This is a genomic window from Gaetbulibacter aquiaggeris (assembly GCF_044003965.1).
Classification (GTDB): domain Bacteria; phylum Bacteroidota; class Bacteroidia; order Flavobacteriales; family Flavobacteriaceae; genus Yeosuana; species Yeosuana aquiaggeris.
In genome coordinates this window covers 279,577-298,283 of the sequence record NZ_JBAWKC010000004.1, presented here as the reverse complement: position 1 = coordinate 298,283, position 18,707 = coordinate 279,577, and the positions used below count along the sequence as shown (strand labels likewise).

Here is an 18,707-nt window from a genome sequence, read left to right as displayed (position 1 = left end):
ACAATTTGCAACAGCACTTTTTTTATGAACAATATTACAGAGTTATTATTAAATTTTTGCGGACTTAACAGTTTTAATAATTCTAGCTGCAACTTTGTATGGATCAGCATTTGATGCTGGTCTACGATCTTCTAAATACCCTTTCCAACCTTTTGATACTGTGTAATGAGGTATACGGATTGAAGCACCTCTGTCTGAGATTCCAAAGGAGAAATCATGAATAGAAGCTGTTTCATGTTTTCCGGTTAATCTTTGGTCATTAAATGCACCATATACTTCAATATGTTCTTTGGTCACAGGTCTGAAAGCTTCACAGATTTTTCTTATAGTTGCTTCAGAACCACTAGTTCTTATAGTAGTGTTTGAGAAGTTAGCATGCATACCAGATCCGTTCCAATCAGTATCACCAAGTGGTTTTGGATGGTATTCTATATAATAATTATATTTTTCAGTTAATCTGTCTAACAAATATCTTGCAACCCAAATTTCATCACCAGCTCTTTTCGCACCTTTTGCAAATAATTGGAATTCCCATTGACCACAGGCAACTTCTTGATTGATGCCTTCAAAGTTTAAGCCAGCTTTAATACATAAATCGGCATGTTCTTCAACTAGTACTCGACCATGTGTATTTAAACCTCCTACAGAACAGTAATACATTCCTTGTGGTTTTGGGTATCCACCTCTTGGAAATCCTAATGGTAATTCAGTTGTCACATCCATTATAAAATATTCCTGCTCAAAACCAAACCAGAAATCCTCATTATCATCATCAATAGTTACTCTGCCGTTTGAAACGTGCGGAGTACCATCGGCATTCATTACTTCGGTCATAACCAAATAGCCATTGATACGTTGCGGATCTGGATAAATAGCAACGGGTTTTAAAACACAATCAGAAGAACCTCCTTCAGCTTGTTTTGTTGATGAACCATCAAATGACCAATTTCCAATTTCTTCAAGGGTTCCTTTGAAGTTTTCATGCTCTTCAACTTTAGTCTTACTTCTAAGGTTTTGAGTTGGTAAATAACCATCTAACCAAATGTACTCTAGTTTTATTTTTGCCATAATGAATATTTTAAATAGATATAAAAATTATTTGTGAGGCAAATATAAATTATTTCTTTATTCTCTATAATATATAGGGGTATTTTAATAAGATTTGATGTTATTTTTATTTATGCCCTATTTATTTAGGGTATCTATTATAAAAAATATAGTTTTTTGTACAAATATTGCAAAATTGTTAATAAGATATTTTTTTAAATTGGTTCTATGATGATTTTGATTTTTATTTTTGTTGCACGATTTTAACCTTTTTAATATTTATAAGAAATGTCAATTTTAAGATTTCACGCGTTAAAAGAATCCATGTCTCACACACCTATTCCCGTAGAGGAAAAAGAGCGACGATCTGATCTATTTGGAAAAAATGTATTTGATGAAACCGCTATGCGTCAGCACTTGTCAAAAGATGCTTATAAAGGTGTTAAGAGTGCCATAGAGCATGGTACTAAAATAGACCGTAATATAGCTGATCAAGTAGCTTCTTCAATGAAAGATTGGGCGTTATCTAAGGGTGTGACCCATTATACACATTGGTTTCAACCATTAACAGGCATTACTGCCGAAAAGCATGATGCTTTTTTTGAAACAATAGGCGGCGGCTTGTCTGTTGAAAAATTTGGGGGTGATCAATTGGTACAACAGGAACCAGATGCTTCTAGTTTTCCTAATGGTGGCATCAGAAACACCTTTGAAGCAAGAGGTTATACTGCTTGGGACCCGACTTCCCCAGCTTTTATATATGGGACTACTTTATGTATTCCAACTATTTTTGTCGCTTATACAGGGGAAGCACTTGATTATAAAACACCATTATTAAGAGCCCTTCATGCAGTTGATAATGCGGCCACAGCGGTATGTAAATATTTTGATAAAAATGTTAAAAAAGTAACCTCCTCTTTAGGTTGGGAACAAGAATATTTTTTAATTGACAAAGCCTTGGCGGCGTCACGTCCTGATATTATTCTTACAGGAAGAACGTTGTTAGGTCATTCTTCTGCCAAAGGGCAACAATTGGATGACCATTATTTTGGATCGATCCCTACAAGAGCATTGAATTTTATGCGTGATTTAGAGAAAGAATGTATGCTTTTAGGAATTCCAGTCAAAACCAGGCATAATGAAGTAGCTCCTAATCAATTTGAATTGGCACCTATTTATGAAGAAGTTAATTTAGCAGTTGATCATAATTCTTTATTAATGGATATTATGGGTCGTGTCGCTTCTCGTCATAATTTTAAAGTGTTATTGCACGAGAAACCATTTGCTGGCATCAATGGTTCGGGGAAACATAATAACTGGTCATTGTCTTCAGACACTGGAATCAATTTATTGGGACCAGGAAAAACACCAATGAGTAATTTACAGTTTTTAACCTTTTTCATTAATACAATTAAGGCAGTTCACGATAATGAAGAACTGCTAAGAGCAGCCATTGCTTCTGCAAGTAATGATCACAGATTAGGAGCCAATGAAGCGCCACCTGCCATTATTTCGGTTTTTATTGGTCAGCAATTAACAAAAGTATTAGAAGAACTTGAAGGGGTAACAAAAGGAAAATTAAGTCCTGAAGAGAAAACAGATTTAAAGTTAAATGTAGTTGGTAAAATCCCAGATGTATTACTTGATAATACCGATAGAAACAGAACCTCTCCATTTGCCTTTACAGGTAATAAATTTGAATTTAGAGCTGTTGGATCATTGGCAAATTGCGGAAATCCAATGACTGTTTTAAACACCATTGTGGCTAAGCAATTAATGGATTTTAAAATAGAAGTTGATAAGTTGATTGATTCCAAAGGATTGAAAAAAGATGAAGCTATTTTTAATATTTTAAGAGAATACATTAAGGCTTCAAGAAATATTTTATTTGAAGGTAATGGTTATGGCGAAGCATGGGCTATTGAAGCAAAGAAGCGAGGATTAAGCAATAATAAAACGACTCCTGAAGCTTTAAAAGCAAGAATTTCTAAAAAGACCATTGCGTTGTTTGAGGAGATGAATGTTATGAGTAAGGTGGAAGTAGAAGCTCGATATGAAATTGAAATTGAAGAATATATTATGCACATTCAAATTGAGGGAAGGGTCCTTGGAGATATTGCCCGCAATCATATTGTGCCAACAGCGGTAAAATATCAAAATGTTTTAATCAAAAATGTAAAAGGACTAAAGGAGATTTTTGAAGAAAAATATCATAGTGTATCTCAAGAGCAGATAGGTTTAATTGAAGAAATTTCGGGTCATATTGAAGGAATTAATGCCAATGTTACCAAAATGACTAATGAAAGAAAAAAAGCAAATACTATGACTGATATTGAAAAAAGAGCTCATGCTTACTGTTTTAACGTAAAACCATTATTTGATGATATCCGTTACCATTGTGATAAACTTGAATTGTTGGTTGATGATGAAATTTGGCCACTTGCGAAATATAGAGAATTATTATTTGCTAGATAATTTTTGAAAATGATTAAAAAGACCTGTTTTTCAGGTCTTTTTAATTTATAATGGATAAATTAAATTCAATTATAAAAAGTGAAAGTAAAAAGTAAACAATCCTTACTTTTGCATTTCATAACAGAAAATAGATTCATGAGTCAAGAAATTAGTAAACGTTATGCACTTAGAGGGGTTTCAGCTTCAAAAGAAGATGTTCATAACGCCATAAAAAACGTTGATAAAGGATTGTTTCCTCAGGCATTTTGTAAAATTGTTCCTGATTATTTAACAAATGATGACGATTATTGTTTGATTATGCATGCTGATGGTGCTGGCACGAAATCATCTTTGGCTTATATGTATTGGAAAGAGACTGGAGACGTTTCAGTGTGGAAAGGGATTGCTCAAGATGCTTTAATTATGAATATTGACGATTTATTATGCGTTGGAGCGGTGGATCATATTATGTTGTCATCTACCATTGGAAGAAATAAAAATATTATTCCTGGTGAGGTGATCTCAGCAATTATTAATGGAACTGAAGAACTTATTTCAGATTTGAAATCTTTTGGAGTTACTATTCATTCCACAGGTGGTGAAACGGCTGATGTTGGTGATTTGGTGCGAACAATTATTGTAGACTCAACGGTTACTGCAAGAATGAAACGTGCAGACGTGATTAATAATGCAAATATAAAAGCTGGTGATGTTATTGTAGGTTTGTCCTCATCAGGTCAGGCAACTTATGAGAAATCTTATAATGGCGGTATGGGCAGTAATGGGTTAACATCGGCAAGACATGATGTGTTTAGCAAGTATTTAGCAGAAAAATATCCTGAAAGTTTTGATGCTTCTGTGCCTAAAGATTTAGTGTATTCTGGTAATATGAAATTGACTGATGAAGTTGAAGGCTCGCCAATTGATGCGGGCCAATTAGTACTATCACCAACCAGAACCTATGCTCCCATTATAAAAACAATATTATCAAAATATAAAAGTGATTCGGTTCATGGGATGGTTCATTGTTCTGGTGGTGCTCAGACTAAAATCTTGCATTTTATAAAAAATTTACACATCATAAAGGATAATATGTTTCCAATTCCACCTTTATTTAAATTGATACAGGAACAATCTAAAACAGACTGGAAAGAAATGTATCAGGTCTTTAATTGTGGACATAGAATGGAACTCTATGTGACTTCTGAAATTGCTGAGGATATTATTGAAATTTCAAAATCTTTTAATGTGGATGCGCAAATTATTGGACGCGTTCTGCCTTCAAACAAAACAGAGCTTACAATAAACAGTGAGTTTGGTGAGTTTAGGTACTAAATTTATTTTAGAATAATTAGCATGAAAAAGTTTTTATTGATCCCTTTTTATTTATTGTGTCATTCTTTATTGGCTCAGCCAATCTCAGTCTTTATGAGAAATAAACCGGATGAGGATTTTTCTTATCGGCCCGAATGGATTAAAAATAATAAAGTAGGAATAGATGTCAGTGAAGTGACTTTTGTTAACTGGAATTCTGGGGGGAGTAATTCCATTTCGGCATTAGCCAATGCGGAATCTAACATGAATTATAAAGATAAATATTTTTCTTGGAAAAACAGGCTAACTATTAGATATGGTATCAATAAGCAGCAAGAGCAAGAATTAAGAAAGACTGAAGATTTATTTGAAATTAATTCAAATTTAGGTTACAGACCAGATGGATTATCAAACTGGTTTTATTCTGCCAGGCTTAATTTTAAAACACAATTGACCAATGGTTATCAATACCCTGATACCAGTAAACCAATTTCGGGTTTCATGGCTCCAGGATATTTATTTTTTGGCGGTGGTATGGAATATGGTAAACGCATTGATGAATTATCTTTTTATTTTTCGCCTCTAACTGTAAAAACAACCTTTGTATTAGATGAAGATCTGGCCAATGCTGGCGCCTTTGGTGTCACGCCTGCAGTCTTGGATGTAGATGGGAATGTGATCATCCCCGGTAATCGTATTCATAAAGAGGTTGGTATTTTGATCACAAACAGTTATGAAATGGCTGTGGTTGAGAATATTTCTTTAAGAAATCTGATTAGTTTGTATACAGATTATATTAACAGCTTTGGAAACATTGATGTGGATTGGCAGATTAACTTTGATTTTAAAGTCAATCATTTCGTCAAAGCAACTTTTGGTTCCCATATAATCTATGATGATGATGTAAAAACTAAAAAACCAACGGATGTTGAAGGAGAATTTGATAAAGCAGGAGCCAAAATTCAATGGAAACAAATTTTAGCAATTGGTTTTGTGCATAATTTTTAAAAAATCCTTTTCAAAGTTTTCTGAGTATTTTAATCATATTAGTGAGAATAGTGGATTTAAAAATTAGTAGTAATGCAAACTTTGTAGTCTATAAAAATTCATAAATTATCGTATTTTTGTCCAACAAGTAATAAAAGTAATGTTAGAGAAATTGCAAATAGTAAAGCAGCGTTTTGATGAGGTAAGTGATTTAATCATTCAGCCAGATATCATGACAGATCAAAAGCGCTATATAGCTTTAAATAAAGAATACAAAGATTTGAAAGTGCTTGTTGAAAAGCGTGAGGAATACATGACACTGATGGATAATTTGGCTGAAGCCGAAGAAATTATTTCAGAAGGAGGTGATCCCGAGATGGTCGATATGGCAAAAATGCAATATGATGAAGTTAAAACCAGAATTCCTAAACTGGAAGATGAAATAAAATTTCTGTTAATACCTAGAGATCCTGAGGACACTAAAAATGCAGTAGTTGAATTAAGAGCTGGAACTGGAGGCGATGAAGCCAGTATTTTTGCAGGAGACTTGTTTAGAATGTACTCAAAATATTGTGAAAGTAGAGGTTGGAAAGTTGATGTGGTAGATTTTAGTGAAGGAACTAACGGTGGGTTTAAGGAAATTCAATTTGAGGTTAGTGGTGAGGATGTTTACGGTACGTTAAAATTTGAAGCTGGCGTCCATCGTGTGCAGCGCGTGCCGCAAACGGAAACACAAGGACGTGTTCATACCAGTGCTGCAACGGTTATGGTTTTTCCAGAAGCTGAAGAGTTTGACGTGGAAATCAATCCAAAAGATGTGAGAATAGACTTTTTCTGTTCTTCTGGTCCAGGTGGTCAATCAGTAAACACTACTTATTCTGCAGTCCGTTTAACCCACGTACCTACTGGATTAGTAGCACAATGTCAGGATCAAAAATCACAGCATAAAAATAAGGAAAAGGCTTTTAGAGTTTTACGTTCAAGACTTTATGAGATTGAGCTTGCTAAAAAGAATGAAGCTGATGCTGCAAAACGGGGATCCATGGTAACTTCGGGAGACAGAAGTGCTAAGATCAGAACTTATAATTACTCTCAAGGTCGCGTCACTGATCATAGAATTGGTCTGACACTTTATGATTTATCAAATATTGTAAATGGCGATATTCAAAGAATAATTGACGAGTTACAATTAGCTGAAAACACAGAAAAGTTGAAAGCAAATAGTGATGTGATTTAAAATACTTAGCCTCTTAATTGAGGCTTTTTGAATTATGACAACACAACAATTAGTTAAAGAAATTCATAAAAAGAAATCCTTTCTTTGTATTGGTTTAGATGTTGATTTGAATAAAATTCCACAACATTTATTAAAAAAGGAAGATCCTATTTTTGAATTCAATAAAGCTATCATTGATGCTACCCATCATTTGTGTGTTGCCTACAAACCTAATACCGCGTTTTATGAAGCTTATGGTCTAAAGGGTTGGAAAGCCTTAGAGAAAACAATTGACTATTTAAATAATAATTACCCAGACATCTTTACCATTGCCGATGCGAAACGTGGGGATATTGGAAATACCAGTAGCATGTATGCTAAAGCTTTTTTTGAAGATTTAGGCTTTGATAGCGTCACGGTGGCGCCTTATATGGGTAAAGATTCTGTGGAGCCATTTTTAGCCTTTAAAAATAAGCACACTATTCTTTTAGCATTAACTTCAAATGAAGGGGCTTATGATTTTCAAACTAAAAGTATTGAAGGGTTAGAATTATATAAAACGGTTTTAGCAACTTCAAAATCTTGGAATAATTCAGAAAACTTAATGTATGTGGTTGGTGCTACAAAGGCAGAATATCTGGTTGAGATAAGACAAATTATACCACATAATTTCTTGTTGGTTCCTGGAGTAGGAGCTCAAGGGGGCAGTTTGGAAGACGTGTGTAAATATGGGATTACAAAAAATATTGGGTTACTTATAAATTCTTCAAGAAGCATTATTTATGCTTCAAATAAGGAAAACTTTTCTTCTGAGGCAAGTTTAAAAGCCTTGCAATTGCAAACTCAAATGGAGCTTATTCTTAATCAACTTTAATAAGTCTCTTCTGATTAATTATTCAAATCCGGCATATTTGATAAAAGCATAGGATCCTCATGTAATTCTGTTTCTATTTCTATTACTGAAATAACTTTTCCAACGCGACAATAATGTTGTGTGCTCATAATCCTTTTTAATATTAAATACGAGCAGTAAGATGAATCAGATGTAATATAAAAGTTAAAGAATTGATAAATTTAAATCAGAGTATTTATTTGTTCTCTGCAAAGGAATTTTAACCTGTTAAGTTTATTAAGAAGCTTTAATGCTTTGAATTCAGTAATATCACTTAAGGCAGAATCTGTTTGACGGACATTGTAGGCTTGTTCAATAAGCTGTTTGTATTGCTTATTAAGTTTTACTTGATTGGATTTTATCGTGTCAATTCTGCTCATTTACTAGTTGACTTTCAGGTAATTAAATATACATTAATTTTTCATAAAACCAAATTATAATGAATAATATCGTATTAAATTATGTTAATTATTATAAGTATTGTTAGTTATTTAATAAATTTCATAAATAAAACAATTAATAAGAAATGAAGTTTTCATTAATTATTTTATTATTCTTAAGTTTTTCTGCTTCATTTTTTGCTCAAGAATCTAGTTGTTCTTGTTGCACAAGAAATCGTGATGATTTTGATTTTTGGATAGGTTCGTGGCAAGTTATAAATAAAGATGGTCTTTAGCCGGTACAAATAGTATTCAAAAAATTCATGACAATTGTATTCTGAAAGAAAATTGGATAAGTGCAAAAGGGAATTTTACTGGAACTAGTTTTAATTTTTACAATGATACTAGTAATCAGTGGGAGCAATTATGGATTGATAATCAGGGAGGGAACCTGCATTTAAAAGGAAGCGGGAAAGAGGATCAAATGATTTTACAATCTGAAGAGTCAATTGATAAAAAGGGCAACCATTTTATCATCGTATTTCATGGACTTTAAACGATGATGGTTCTGTACGTCAATTATGGGAAACGATAAGCAATAATAAGGACGTGACTATAGCTTTTGATAGATTTTACAAAAATGTAGAGTAAGTTATTCTTTTAAGGGCAATCTGTTATTTAATCTTGTAATGCAAATACCTTCTTGAGCAAATCTGTTGTCCTTGAATTAAACTTAGTTCTGATATCTTTTTCTTCAACCGCAATCATAGTGTAAACACCTTTTAATGCTTGATTGGTAACATAATCTGTTAAATCAGGATTGACATTGCTTGTAAAGGGGATATTATTGTATTTAGTTATTAAATTGCTCCAAATTTGATCAGCGCCGACTTTATTGAATGAGTTTTTAATCACAGGATTAAACTTGGCATATAAAGCTGTTTGTGTTTTGCTCGATAAATATTGTGTGGCAGCATCATCATTTCCAAGTAATATGTTTTTAGCATCAGAAAAAGTAATTCCCTTGACAGCATCTACAAAAATAGGGGTGGCTTCTTTTACGGCATCTTCAGCAGCTCTGTTAAGCGCTTTTATTCCTTCATCAGCCAAACTGCTCAAACCAATATCTCTTAAGGCTTTATCAACTTTTTGTAGTTCTTCCGGTAATAAAATTTTCACTAATTCATTTTTATAGAAACCATCAGTTTGCGTAAGTTTACTTACTTGTTTTTCTATTCCAAAATCTAAAGCCTGACGCAATCCTGCAGCCATATCAGCATTACTTATAATGGGATTTCCTTGTGGCATTTGGTTCACTACTTGTTGCAGTTCTGCACAAGACATTAAATTAAAAAAGAGAACAAAAGCGAATAGTTTTCTTAACATCATGACGTTTTTAATATATTTAGGTAAATATAAGTTTTACAAATGAGAGTTTTTTTTTATTTCTTAACATTAAGTTTTTTATTAGTTAGCTGCGATTCAAAAAAGTATAAAAAGGCTTCAAAACATAGTAATCAATATATTACTGTTTTAGGCGTGGCTCAAGATGCCGGATTTCCTCATATTAATTGTGACAAAGACTGTTGTCGAGCATTTTATGAAGGTTTTGAATCAAAAAAATTAATAGTTAGTTTAGGGTTGGTGGATTTAAAAGACAACAAAAAATATATTTTTGATGCGACACCTGATTTTACCCAGCAAATACAAATTTTGAAATCAAATCATTTAGATAATGGTAATGTCATTGATGGGGTCTTTCTTACCCATGGGCATATAGGGCATTATACGGGTTTAATGTATTTTGGAAAAGAAGCTATGAGTGCTAAAGATATTCCCGTATATGTGATGCCACGAATGAAACATTATCTCGAGACCAACGGTCCATGGAGTCAATTAGTTACTATGAAAAATATAGAATTAAAGCCACTTCACAACGATTCAACAATAAATTTAAATAAGGATTTAAAAATTACTCCATTTTTAGTGCCTCACAGAGATGAATATTCTGAAACCGTTGGTTATAAAATTCAAGGAAAACTGAAATCCGCCTTATTTATTCCAGATATTAATAAATGGTATTTGTTGGAGCGAAGCATAGTTGATGAAGTTAAAAAGGTGGATTATGCTTTTATTGACGCAAGCTTTTTTAAAGATGGAGAAATATCGAGACCTATGAAAGAAATTCCACATCCATTTATTGTTGAAACAGTCAAATTGTTTGAAAAGGAATCTTTAGAAACAAAATCAAAAATCTATTTCATTCATTTAAATCATACCAATCCTGCATTAAAGGAAAAGAGTACATTAAACGATAGTATTCAAAATTTGGGGTTTCATTTTGCGAAAGAAGGCGCTGATTTTTCACTTGATTGAGAAGAATTAACAGTTTTGATCTTATAATCTTTCAATGTATTAATGTTTTTAATTTTATTAATAACAATTTGTTTTTATTGTTAGTTTAAAATAGCTTAAAAGAACAGCTTTGGATCTCAATATAGATTTATATAATTAAGGATAATTAGTATATTTTTTTGAATATTCCGTAAATTGCAGGGCAAAAAATAGATAATTTTATTAATGAAACAAATAGCTCCATATAAACCAAAGTATAAAATTAGAATAGTCACAGCAGCTTCACTATTTGATGGGCATGATGCCTCCATTAATATAATGAGAAGAATTATACAGTCTACTGGTGTTGAAGTGATTCATTTAGGACATGATAGAAGTGTTGATGAAGTGGTGAATACCGCTATTCAGGAGGATGTGAATGCCATTTGTTTAACGTCATATCAAGGTGGTCATAATGAGTATTTTAAATACATGTATGATCTATTAAAAGAAAAAGGATCTGAACATATAAAAATTTTTGGCGGCGGCGGCGGCGTTATTTTGCCTTCTGAAATAAAAGAGTTAATGGATTATGGCATTTCACGTATTTATTCTCCAGATGATGGACGTGAAATGGGCTTGCAAGGGATGATTAATGATTTGGTTGAAAAATCTGATTTTGCGATAGGAGATGTTTTAGATACTGACATAAATACACTAAAAAATAAAGATTCAAAGGAAATAGCAAGAGTCATATCATCAGCAGAAAACTTTCCTGAGATCGCTAAAAAAACCTTAGCGGCAATTCATTCTAAAAACAAAACCTCTACAACTCCAGTTTTAGGAATTACAGGAACTGGTGGTGCTGGGAAATCATCATTAGTAGATGAATTGGTAAGGCGGTTTTTAATTGATTTTCCCAATAAAACGGTGGGAATTGTATCTGTAGATCCATCAAAACGAAAAACAGGTGGCGCTCTTTTAGGAGATAGAATCCGAATGAATGCTATTAACAATCCTCGTGTTTACATGCGTAGTTTGGCAACGCGTCAATCAAATTTGGCTTTATCCAAATATGTTAATGAAGCGGTTGAAGTTTTAAAGGCCGCAGAGTATGATTTGATTATTTTAGAAACTTCTGGTATTGGGCAATCTGATACTGAAATTATTGAGCATAGCGATGTGTCGTTGTACGTCATGACGCCTGAATTTGGGGCTGCGACGCAACTGGAAAAAATTGATATGCTTGATTTTGCAGATTTGGTGGCTATCAATAAATTTGATAAACGTGGCTCATTAGATGCCTTAAGGGATGTCAAAAAGCAGTACATGAGGAATCATGAATTATGGCACATGAATCAAGACGATTTGCCGGTTTATGGCACTATTGCTTCTCAGTTTAATGATCCCGGAATGAATACGCTTTACAAGGCCGTGATGGACACCATTGTCAACAAAACAAAGGCTGAACTGAAATCAACCTTTACCATTTCAAATGAAATGAGTGAGAAGATCTTTGTGATTCCACCTGCAAGAACACGCTATTTATCTGAAATTGCGGAAAATAATCGTGCTTATGACAAAACAGCTTCTCAGCAAGCAGAAGTAGCTCAAAAGTTATACGGTATTTACAAAACCTTAGAATCAGTATTGGGAGATAAACCAAGGTTGGATAAAGTAGGGTTAGAGATAGAATTTAATGATGGTCTTGAAAATAAAGATTTTATAAAGTTATTACTTGGCGAGTTTGACAGAGTAAAATTAAACCTTGATCCATATAATTGGGAAATACTGCTAGGTTGGGAAGAAAAGGTAAATAAATATAAAAACCCTATTTATTCTTTTAAAGTACGCGGTAAAGAAATAAAAATCGAAACACATTCAGAATCATTATCGCATATACAAATTCCTAAAGTGGCCTTACCAAAATATCAGGCATGGGGAGATATATTAAATTGGACCTTGCAGGAAAATGTTCCAGGAGAATTTCCTTATACAGCGGGCTTATATCCTTTTAAACGCTTAGGAGAAGATCCAGCAAGAATGTTTGCTGGAGAAGGTGGACCTGAAAGAACCAACAGGCGTTTTCATTATGTGAGTGCAGGATTACCTGCCAAACGGTTGTCAACCGCTTTTGATAGTGTGACGCTTTACGGTAATGATCCGGATTTCAGACCAGATATCTATGGGAAAATTGGAAATGCAGGAGTTTCCATTTGTTGTTTAGATGACGCTAAGAAATTATATTCCGGATTTAATTTAGCCCATGAATTGACTTCAGTGAGTATGACTATAAATGGACCGGCTCCTATGTTATTAGGGTTTTTTATGAATGCAGCTATTGATCAGCAATGTGAAATATACATAAAGGAAAACGGATTAGAAAAGGTTGTTGAAGCGCAGATAAACAAACTATATAAAGGAAAAGTTCGTCCTCAATATAATGGAGAATTACCTGAAACAAATGACGGGTTGGGTTTAATGTTGCTTGGTGTTACTGGCGATCAAGTACTTTCTAAGGAGGTTTATGAAGACATTAAAATAAAAACAATTGCACAAGTCAGAGGAACGGTGCAAGCTGATATTTTAAAAGAAGATCAGGCACAGAATACCTGTATATTTTCAACCGAATTTGCATTGCGTTTAATGGGTGATGTTCAGGAGTATTTTATTGAAAACAAAGTGCGCAATTTTTATTCGGTCTCTATTTCGGGTTATCATATTGCAGAAGCTGGGGCCAATCCTATTACCCAATTAGCCTTAACATTGTCTAATGGATTTACGTACGTAGAATATTACCTGAGCAGAGGCATGAATATTAATAAGTTTGGACCAAATTTATCTTTCTTTTTTTCAAACGGTATTGATCCGGAATATGCTGTTATTGGACGTGTAGCGCGAAAAATTTGGGCAAAGGCCATGAAACATAAATATGGCGCTAATGAGCGGGCTCAAATGTTAAAATACCATATTCAAACATCCGGGCGTAGTTTGCATGCTCAGGAAATTGATTTTAATGATATCCGTACCACACTTCAGGCTTTATATGCTATCTATGATAATTGTAATTCTTTGCATACCAATGCCTATGATGAAGCCATAACAACACCCACAGAAGAATCTGTTCGTCGTGCTATGGCCATACAACTTATTATTAATAAAGAACTGGGATTGGCAAAGAATGAAAACCCAATTCAAGGATCATTTATCATTGAGGAATTAACTGATTTGGTTGAAGAAGCTGTGTTGATGGAATTTGATAGAATTACCGAACGCGGAGGCGTATTAGGAGCTATGGAAACTATGTATCAACGGAGCAAAATTCAGGAAGAGAGTTTATACTACGAAACCTTAAAGCATAATGGTGAATTTCCAATTATCGGAGTCAATACCTTTTTAAGTAGTAAAGGTTCACCAACAATACAACCAAAAGAAGTTATTAGGGCAACAGAAGAAGAAAAACAATTTCAAATTAAAACGTTGCATAATTTGCATGCGGCAAATAAATCGGATGATATATTGAAGGAATTACAAAATGTAGCCGTTCATAATCAAAACATTTTTGAAGCTTTAATGGAAGTTTGTAAGGTCTGCTCTTTAGGACAGATTACTAACGCTTTGTTTGAAGTAGGAGGCCAGTATAGAAGAAACATGTAAGCTATTTAGCATAAGTGTTTTCTCTTTGAGAACCAGAATCACACATATAATTATGTGTGATTTTTTTTGCTGATAATTTTTGAAAGAATCAACAAATAATCAATAATGCTTACTTAATAACTTAAAGCAAAATATTTCATTTTAACATTGCAGATAATCGTTGAATTTTGTCTTGGGTTTGCGATAAAAGGAAGAATCTGCCCATACAACTAATATCTTATTCTTTGTTATTATAGTTTCAGTTACCCTAGTTAATTTTGTCTTGTCTCTAAATTTATTGTAACTATTATTTAATCTTTTAAAAATAAACTATGACTATGGAAACTTCACTTAATTATAATTTTCAAAGAAAATCTAAAAACCATGTAGATTGGTTATTAAACATTATAAAATCTGAAAAATATTACCAAATAGAAGCCATTATTTTAAATAATCAGCAAGAGGTGCGCTTTAAATAGCTAAAAAGAATTTTTTACTAAAATTACAAGGTTAACATCCAGTTACGTTGAAGCTTTTTAAATTTTTTCAATTCACTTCGTAATATTGGTAAAAAGTCTTTACCGTTACTATTTGAATATTCTAAACGAAAAGAATTTTTATATAACAGACTTGTAAGTCGCTGTAATGCTTCTATATGTTTATACTTTTTGTCAGAATAACGCTCTAATTCTGCATTTACTATAACTGGTCCTAATGACACTGATTGTTGAATGATGTCACCAGAAAAATAAATATCTGTATTTTCAGTACCATCTGCTTTGATATCTATCAAGTCATACTGAATATAAGACGAAATACTTCGAGATAAGATATAAATTTCCATAGCCTTTTTATAAATAGGCAGATCAGATAAGTGGGATGGAATAGTAGGCAACATCTTTTAAAAGCAATTTTATCAAAATTACTTACAAGTAAGCAATTTATACTATTAATATTAAAGTAAAATTGTATATTTACTTTAATAATTAAGTTTTAATAGTTAAATTTATTTAATGATATTAGATTCTTTAAATTGGAAGATTTTAAAGTGTCTGCAGGTTAATGCCAGACAATCAAATGTGGCTATTGGGAAAATTGTTGGTATAAGTTCTCCTGCAGTTTCAGAGCGCATAAAAAAAATGGAAGACGCAGGAATTATACAAGGATATAAAACCTCGGTATCTCCTTTAGATGTTGGCTATCAGTTAAAAGCCTTAATAACTCTGAGAGCGTTCATGGGCATGTTAAAACCATTTCTTGAAAAAGTAAAAACCTATGATGAGGTTTTGAATTGTTATAGAATTACGGGAAATGAAAATATTGTGATGGAAGTAGTTTTTAAAAATCAAAAACATTTAGAATCTTTCATTGACCAGCTTATTGTTTATGGCGAAACTAAGACTCAAATTGTTTTGTCGCATGTGGTAAAATACAATGAGGTAAAACCAGTGAAATAGTCTTATTTTAATTATCTTTAGATAACAAAATATAAGGTTATGAAATCTGTTAAAACTTTCTTTTTTACAGCAGTTATTTTAGTATTACCCTTTTCCAAAGTAGAGGCCCAAAATACATTTCAATCCCCATCAGAGAATAAATCAGTTATATATATAATGCGCACTTCAGCTTTAGGGGCTATCATGAATTTTCGCTTCTTTGATGGTGAAAAATACTTGGGAAAATTTAAAGATAAAAACTATTTGAGATATGAATGTGAACCAGGAAAACACTTATTTTGGGTAAAAGGCGAAAATACGGATTATCTAGAAGCCGATCTTTTAGCAGATAAAATTTATATAGTGGAGGCCAATGCTGTGATGGGTGCATTCTCTGCGGGTGTAAAATTTAATATTTTAGATTTTAATGATGATAAGAAAATGAAACGAGTTTTTAAACTCTTGACAAAAAAGGAACCTATAGTTTTTGATGAAAATGAATTGCTAAAAGATCAAAACGACATGCAAGAAATTATTAAGAGTGGTTTAGAAAAGTATGAAAACAAGTTGGATAGAGATAAAGAGTTTAATAAAATAACGCCCGAAATGTTTTATACGATTTAAAATCTACCTTTCTTTAGATTTTTCAATGTGCTTTACAATCTGTTTAGCATGCATGCGTGAGTTTTCAATAAACCATTTATGGGTTTCCATACCGCCACATATAACGCCTGCTAAATAGAGACCTACAATATTCGTCTCCATAGTTTCTGAGTTATATTTAGGAATTTTATTTTCTTCATGAGATAAATCAACACCAATGGCTTTTAAAAAATTTAAATCAGGTTGGTATCCCGTAAGTGCAAGAACATAATCATTTGGAATATTTTTAATGCCTTCAGGCGTAGAAATAATCACCTCATGTTCTTTAATTTCAACTATTTCTGAATTGTAAAAAGCTTTTATGCTACCTTCTTCAATTCGATTCAAAATATCTGGTCTTACCCAATATTTCACTCTTTCACCTATATCTTTGCCTCTTATTATCATCGTAACATGGCCGCCTTTGCGCCAAATTTCAAGAGCAGCATCAACTGATGAATTACTCGCTCCAACAATAATGACACTTTGCATACTGTATGGATGTGCTTCTTTATAATAGTGAGTTACTTTAGGGAGCTGTTCACCCGGAACATTTAAAAGTTTGGGAATATCATAAAACCCGGTGGCAAGGATGACTTTTTTGGTAATATAATGATTCCTATTAGTTTCAATTTTAAATAAAGTATCCTCTTTATTAATGCTTGTAACGACTTCATATAAATTTAAATGTAATGTATTTGAAGTCGCCACGCGTCTGTAATATTCTAAAGCTTCATCTCTGTTTGGTTTCGGGTTTTTACTGATAAATGGAATGTCATCAATTTCTAATTTTTCAGAAGTTGAAAAAAAGGTCATGTTTTTTGGGTAATTAAATAAGGAATTTGTTAAGGCGCCTTTTTCTAAAACTAAATAATTCCAGCCTCTTTTTTTACATTCTAAGGCACAGGCAATGCCTATAGGACCTCCACCAACAATTATAACCTCTTTTTCTAAAACCATAATTTATTATTATCTCTTAATATTTTAATTTCTGATTTAAAATAAAAAGTAAAAATACAGAGAAGCCAGCAAGTAATGTAGCTAAATACCAAGTTTTATCAAAACCAAAAACGTCAACTAACTGCAATCCTGCATTATGCCCAAATATATGGGCAATAGAAAATGAGATACTATATAAAGCCATGTATTCTCCTGGATTTCCATTTTTAGCTCTTTCCATAGCAAACGCATTAGAAAACGGAAAAGCAATCATTTCGCCAAATGTCATGAGTAGCATGCCTATTATTAAAACACCAGACCATGAGCTTACATTTAAAACAAAAAAACTCAACCCTGTTAAAAGAGCTCCCATTAACATTAAACCAGATTTTGTGAATCTTGAATTTTCTAACCACTTTATTAATGGCATTTCAAACACAAAGATTAAAAATCCGTTAAGACCTAATAATAGGCCAATTTCTAGTTCACTTAAATAATGAGCATCTTTATAATAAAGTGGCATTGTAGAAAAATATTGTAAGAAGACAATACCAAATAGGACCATGGCTGCTAAAAAAAGCAAAAAGATTTTGTCTTGGTAAGCCGATTGCGGATTTTCTATTTTCAAATGATCTAGAGTTTTAGCTTTTTTTGGATGTAAGACCTTTAAAAGAACTAAAGCAGCTAGCATACAGGTAATACCGTCTATCCAAAAAAGGCCACCATAACTCATGGTTATAATTATAATACCGCCAATAGCTGGTCCGGCAGAAAAACCAAGGTTTATAGCAAGTCGTATTAGCGTTACCGTTCTGGTTTTGTTCTCTGGTTTACTATAAGAATTTAAAGCGACAAACATGGCAGGTCTAAACATATCAGAAACAACCATTACTAAAAATATACCCATCCAAAAAGCAGCAAATGTTGTTAAGAATTGTAAAATAATAAATGACAATCCTGAAATAAATAAACTAAAAACCATGACTTTATAAAAGCCAATTTTGTCAGTTAATTTACCTCCCAGCCAAGACCCAATAACAGAACCTAGACCAAAAGCCGTCATAATCCACCCCACATCGCTTAATGAAAAATGTAAGCTTTTTGTTAAGTATAAGGACAGAAAAGGTATCACCATAGTACCAGCTCTATTGATAAGAGTTATTAAGGCTAGCCACCATACTTCAGTAGAAAGGCCTTTAAAGGTATTTATGTATTTTATAAAAAGTGTTTGCATTTCTTTGATTGATTCAATACTTTTTTGATGTTTTTCTTTGGTATTTTAGATAAAAAAAAGTCCAACTTTACAGTTGGACTTTTACATATGGTATAATATTATATTTATATCATAACAACACATAACAAGCCCAACATCTTTGTTTTGATGTCCAGTATTGTCTACAAATTATGACGTTATTATTCATTTTTATTTT

Annotated in this window: 17 protein-coding genes; 11 read left to right on the top strand and 6 right to left on the bottom strand. The window is 32.7% G+C overall.

Annotated elements, in window-relative coordinates:
- Window positions 1-48 precede the first annotated feature (48 nt).
- Entirely contained in the window at window positions 49-1,068 is a 1,020-nt protein-coding gene (locus V8G56_RS13150; protein WP_395438912.1) for a glutamine synthetase beta-grasp domain-containing protein, read from the bottom strand.
- A 267-nt stretch (window positions 1,069-1,335) separates the two neighbouring features.
- Here V8G56_RS13150 and V8G56_RS13145 point away from each other — a divergent pair, with 267 nt between their 5' ends.
- From V8G56_RS13145 to pyrF, 5 genes are all read left to right on the top strand, one after another.
- Window positions 1,336-3,522 carry a glutamine synthetase III family protein gene (locus V8G56_RS13145; protein WP_395438911.1) on the top strand — a complete coding sequence of 729 codons (2,187 nt, stop codon included), beginning with the start codon at window positions 1,336-1,338 and terminating at the stop codon, window positions 3,520-3,522.
- A gap of 135 nt (window positions 3,523-3,657) precedes the next feature.
- Window positions 3,658-4,836 carry an AIR synthase related protein gene (locus tag V8G56_RS13140; RefSeq protein ID WP_395438910.1) on the top strand — a complete coding sequence of 393 codons (1,179 nt, stop codon included), beginning with the start codon at window positions 3,658-3,660 and terminating at the stop codon, window positions 4,834-4,836.
- A gap of 93 nt (window positions 4,837-4,929) precedes the next feature.
- Window positions 4,930-5,823: a DUF3078 domain-containing protein gene (locus V8G56_RS13135; protein WP_395438909.1), complete on the top strand. Its 894-nt coding sequence runs from the start codon at window positions 4,930-4,932 to the stop codon at window positions 5,821-5,823.
- A gap of 139 nt (window positions 5,824-5,962) precedes the next feature.
- The gene (prfA, locus tag V8G56_RS13130; protein ID WP_395438908.1) at window positions 5,963-7,039 is read left to right on the top strand and encodes a peptide chain release factor 1; all 1,077 of its coding nucleotides are present in this window, start codon (window positions 5,963-5,965) and stop codon (window positions 7,037-7,039) included.
- Between the two features lie 34 nt (window positions 7,040-7,073).
- Window positions 7,074-7,892 carry an orotidine-5'-phosphate decarboxylase gene (gene pyrF, locus V8G56_RS13125; RefSeq protein WP_395438907.1) on the top strand — a complete coding sequence of 273 codons (819 nt, stop codon included), beginning with the start codon at window positions 7,074-7,076 and terminating at the stop codon, window positions 7,890-7,892.
- Between the two features lie 200 nt (window positions 7,893-8,092).
- On the opposite strand, the gene V8G56_RS13120 is transcribed toward pyrF, so the two are convergent.
- Entirely contained in the window at window positions 8,093-8,290 is a 198-nt protein-coding gene (locus V8G56_RS13120; protein WP_395438906.1) for a Lacal_2735 family protein, read from the bottom strand.
- A gap of 146 nt (window positions 8,291-8,436) precedes the next feature.
- Between V8G56_RS13120 and V8G56_RS13115 the strand changes: the two genes are divergently transcribed.
- Window positions 8,437-8,586: a hypothetical protein gene (locus V8G56_RS13115; RefSeq protein ID WP_395438905.1), complete on the top strand. Its 150-nt coding sequence runs from the start codon at window positions 8,437-8,439 to the stop codon at window positions 8,584-8,586.
- A 382-nt stretch (window positions 8,587-8,968) separates the two neighbouring features.
- Here the strand turns inward: V8G56_RS13115 and V8G56_RS13110 are convergent, their stop codons facing one another.
- Entirely contained in the window at window positions 8,969-9,676 is a 708-nt protein-coding gene (locus V8G56_RS13110) for a DUF4197 domain-containing protein (RefSeq protein WP_395438976.1), read from the bottom strand.
- Window positions 9,677-9,718: 42 nt separating this feature from the next.
- Here V8G56_RS13110 and V8G56_RS13105 point away from each other — a divergent pair, with 42 nt between their 5' ends.
- From V8G56_RS13105 to V8G56_RS13095, 3 genes are all read left to right on the top strand, one after another.
- A complete protein-coding gene (locus V8G56_RS13105) occupies window positions 9,719-10,666 on the top strand; it encodes an MBL fold metallo-hydrolase (protein ID WP_395438904.1) in 948 nt (315 codons plus the stop codon).
- A 204-nt stretch (window positions 10,667-10,870) separates the two neighbouring features.
- Entirely contained in the window at window positions 10,871-14,281 is a 3,411-nt protein-coding gene (locus V8G56_RS13100; protein WP_395438903.1) for a methylmalonyl-CoA mutase family protein, read from the top strand.
- Window positions 14,282-14,598: 317 nt separating this feature from the next.
- Window positions 14,599-14,739: a hypothetical protein gene (locus V8G56_RS13095; protein WP_395438902.1), complete on the top strand. Its 141-nt coding sequence runs from the start codon at window positions 14,599-14,601 to the stop codon at window positions 14,737-14,739.
- 23 nt (window positions 14,740-14,762) lie between these two features.
- Here V8G56_RS13095 and V8G56_RS13090 read toward each other — a convergent pair whose 3' ends face one another.
- A complete protein-coding gene (locus tag V8G56_RS13090; RefSeq protein ID WP_395438901.1) occupies window positions 14,763-15,104 on the bottom strand; it encodes a hypothetical protein in 342 nt (113 codons plus the stop codon).
- 169 nt (window positions 15,105-15,273) lie between these two features.
- On the opposite strand from V8G56_RS13090, the gene V8G56_RS13085 reads away from it, so the two are divergent.
- On the top strand, window positions 15,274-15,717 hold the full coding sequence (locus V8G56_RS13085) for an Lrp/AsnC family transcriptional regulator (RefSeq protein WP_331628839.1): 444 nt from the start codon (window positions 15,274-15,276) through the stop codon (window positions 15,715-15,717).
- Window positions 15,718-15,756: 39 nt separating this feature from the next.
- Window positions 15,757-16,320, top strand: coding sequence for a hypothetical protein (locus tag V8G56_RS13080; protein ID WP_395438900.1), 564 nt, complete (start codon window positions 15,757-15,759; stop codon window positions 16,318-16,320).
- Between the two features lie 3 nt (window positions 16,321-16,323).
- Here the strand turns inward: V8G56_RS13080 and V8G56_RS13075 are convergent, their stop codons facing one another.
- Both V8G56_RS13075 and V8G56_RS13070 read right to left on the bottom strand, forming a co-directional pair.
- Complete coding sequence (locus V8G56_RS13075; protein WP_395438899.1) at window positions 16,324-17,298, bottom strand: YpdA family putative bacillithiol disulfide reductase; 975 nt, start codon at window positions 17,296-17,298, stop codon at window positions 16,324-16,326.
- A gap of 16 nt (window positions 17,299-17,314) precedes the next feature.
- Entirely contained in the window at window positions 17,315-18,511 is a 1,197-nt protein-coding gene (locus tag V8G56_RS13070; protein WP_395438898.1) for an MFS transporter, read from the bottom strand.
- Window positions 18,512-18,707 lie beyond the last annotated feature (196 nt).

Coding starts and splice junctions, on each gene's coding strand:
- V8G56_RS13075 (WP_395438899.1), bottom strand. CDS start 17,298: ATGGTTTTAGAAAAAGAGGTTATAATTGTTGGTGGAGGTCCTATAGGC.
- V8G56_RS13110 (WP_395438976.1), bottom strand. CDS start 9,676: ATGTTAAGAAAACTATTCGCTTTTGTTCTCTTTTTTAATTTAATGTCT.
- V8G56_RS13150 (WP_395438912.1), bottom strand. CDS start 1,068: ATGGCAAAAATAAAACTAGAGTACATTTGGTTAGATGGTTATTTACCA.
- V8G56_RS13090 (WP_395438901.1), bottom strand. CDS start 15,104: ATGGAAATTTATATCTTATCTCGAAGTATTTCGTCTTATATTCAGTAT.
- V8G56_RS13070 (WP_395438898.1), bottom strand. CDS start 18,511: ATGCAAACACTTTTTATAAAATACATAAATACCTTTAAAGGCCTTTCT.
- V8G56_RS13085 (WP_331628839.1), top strand. CDS start 15,274: ATGATATTAGATTCTTTAAATTGGAAGATTTTAAAGTGTCTGCAGGTT.
- V8G56_RS13100 (WP_395438903.1), top strand. CDS start 10,871: ATGAAACAAATAGCTCCATATAAACCAAAGTATAAAATTAGAATAGTC.
- V8G56_RS13105 (WP_395438904.1), top strand. CDS start 9,719: ATGAGAGTTTTTTTTTATTTCTTAACATTAAGTTTTTTATTAGTTAGC.
- V8G56_RS13080 (WP_395438900.1), top strand. CDS start 15,757: ATGAAATCTGTTAAAACTTTCTTTTTTACAGCAGTTATTTTAGTATTA.
- V8G56_RS13135 (WP_395438909.1), top strand. CDS start 4,930: ATGAGAAATAAACCGGATGAGGATTTTTCTTATCGGCCCGAATGGATT.
- V8G56_RS13145 (WP_395438911.1), top strand. CDS start 1,336: ATGTCAATTTTAAGATTTCACGCGTTAAAAGAATCCATGTCTCACACA.
- prfA (WP_395438908.1), top strand. CDS start 5,963: ATGTTAGAGAAATTGCAAATAGTAAAGCAGCGTTTTGATGAGGTAAGT.
- V8G56_RS13140 (WP_395438910.1), top strand. CDS start 3,658: ATGAGTCAAGAAATTAGTAAACGTTATGCACTTAGAGGGGTTTCAGCT.
- V8G56_RS13120 (WP_395438906.1), bottom strand. CDS start 8,290: ATGAGCAGAATTGACACGATAAAATCCAATCAAGTAAAACTTAATAAG.
- V8G56_RS13115 (WP_395438905.1), top strand. CDS start 8,437: ATGAAGTTTTCATTAATTATTTTATTATTCTTAAGTTTTTCTGCTTCA.
- V8G56_RS13095 (WP_395438902.1), top strand. CDS start 14,599: ATGGAAACTTCACTTAATTATAATTTTCAAAGAAAATCTAAAAACCAT.
- pyrF (WP_395438907.1), top strand. CDS start 7,074: ATGACAACACAACAATTAGTTAAAGAAATTCATAAAAAGAAATCCTTT.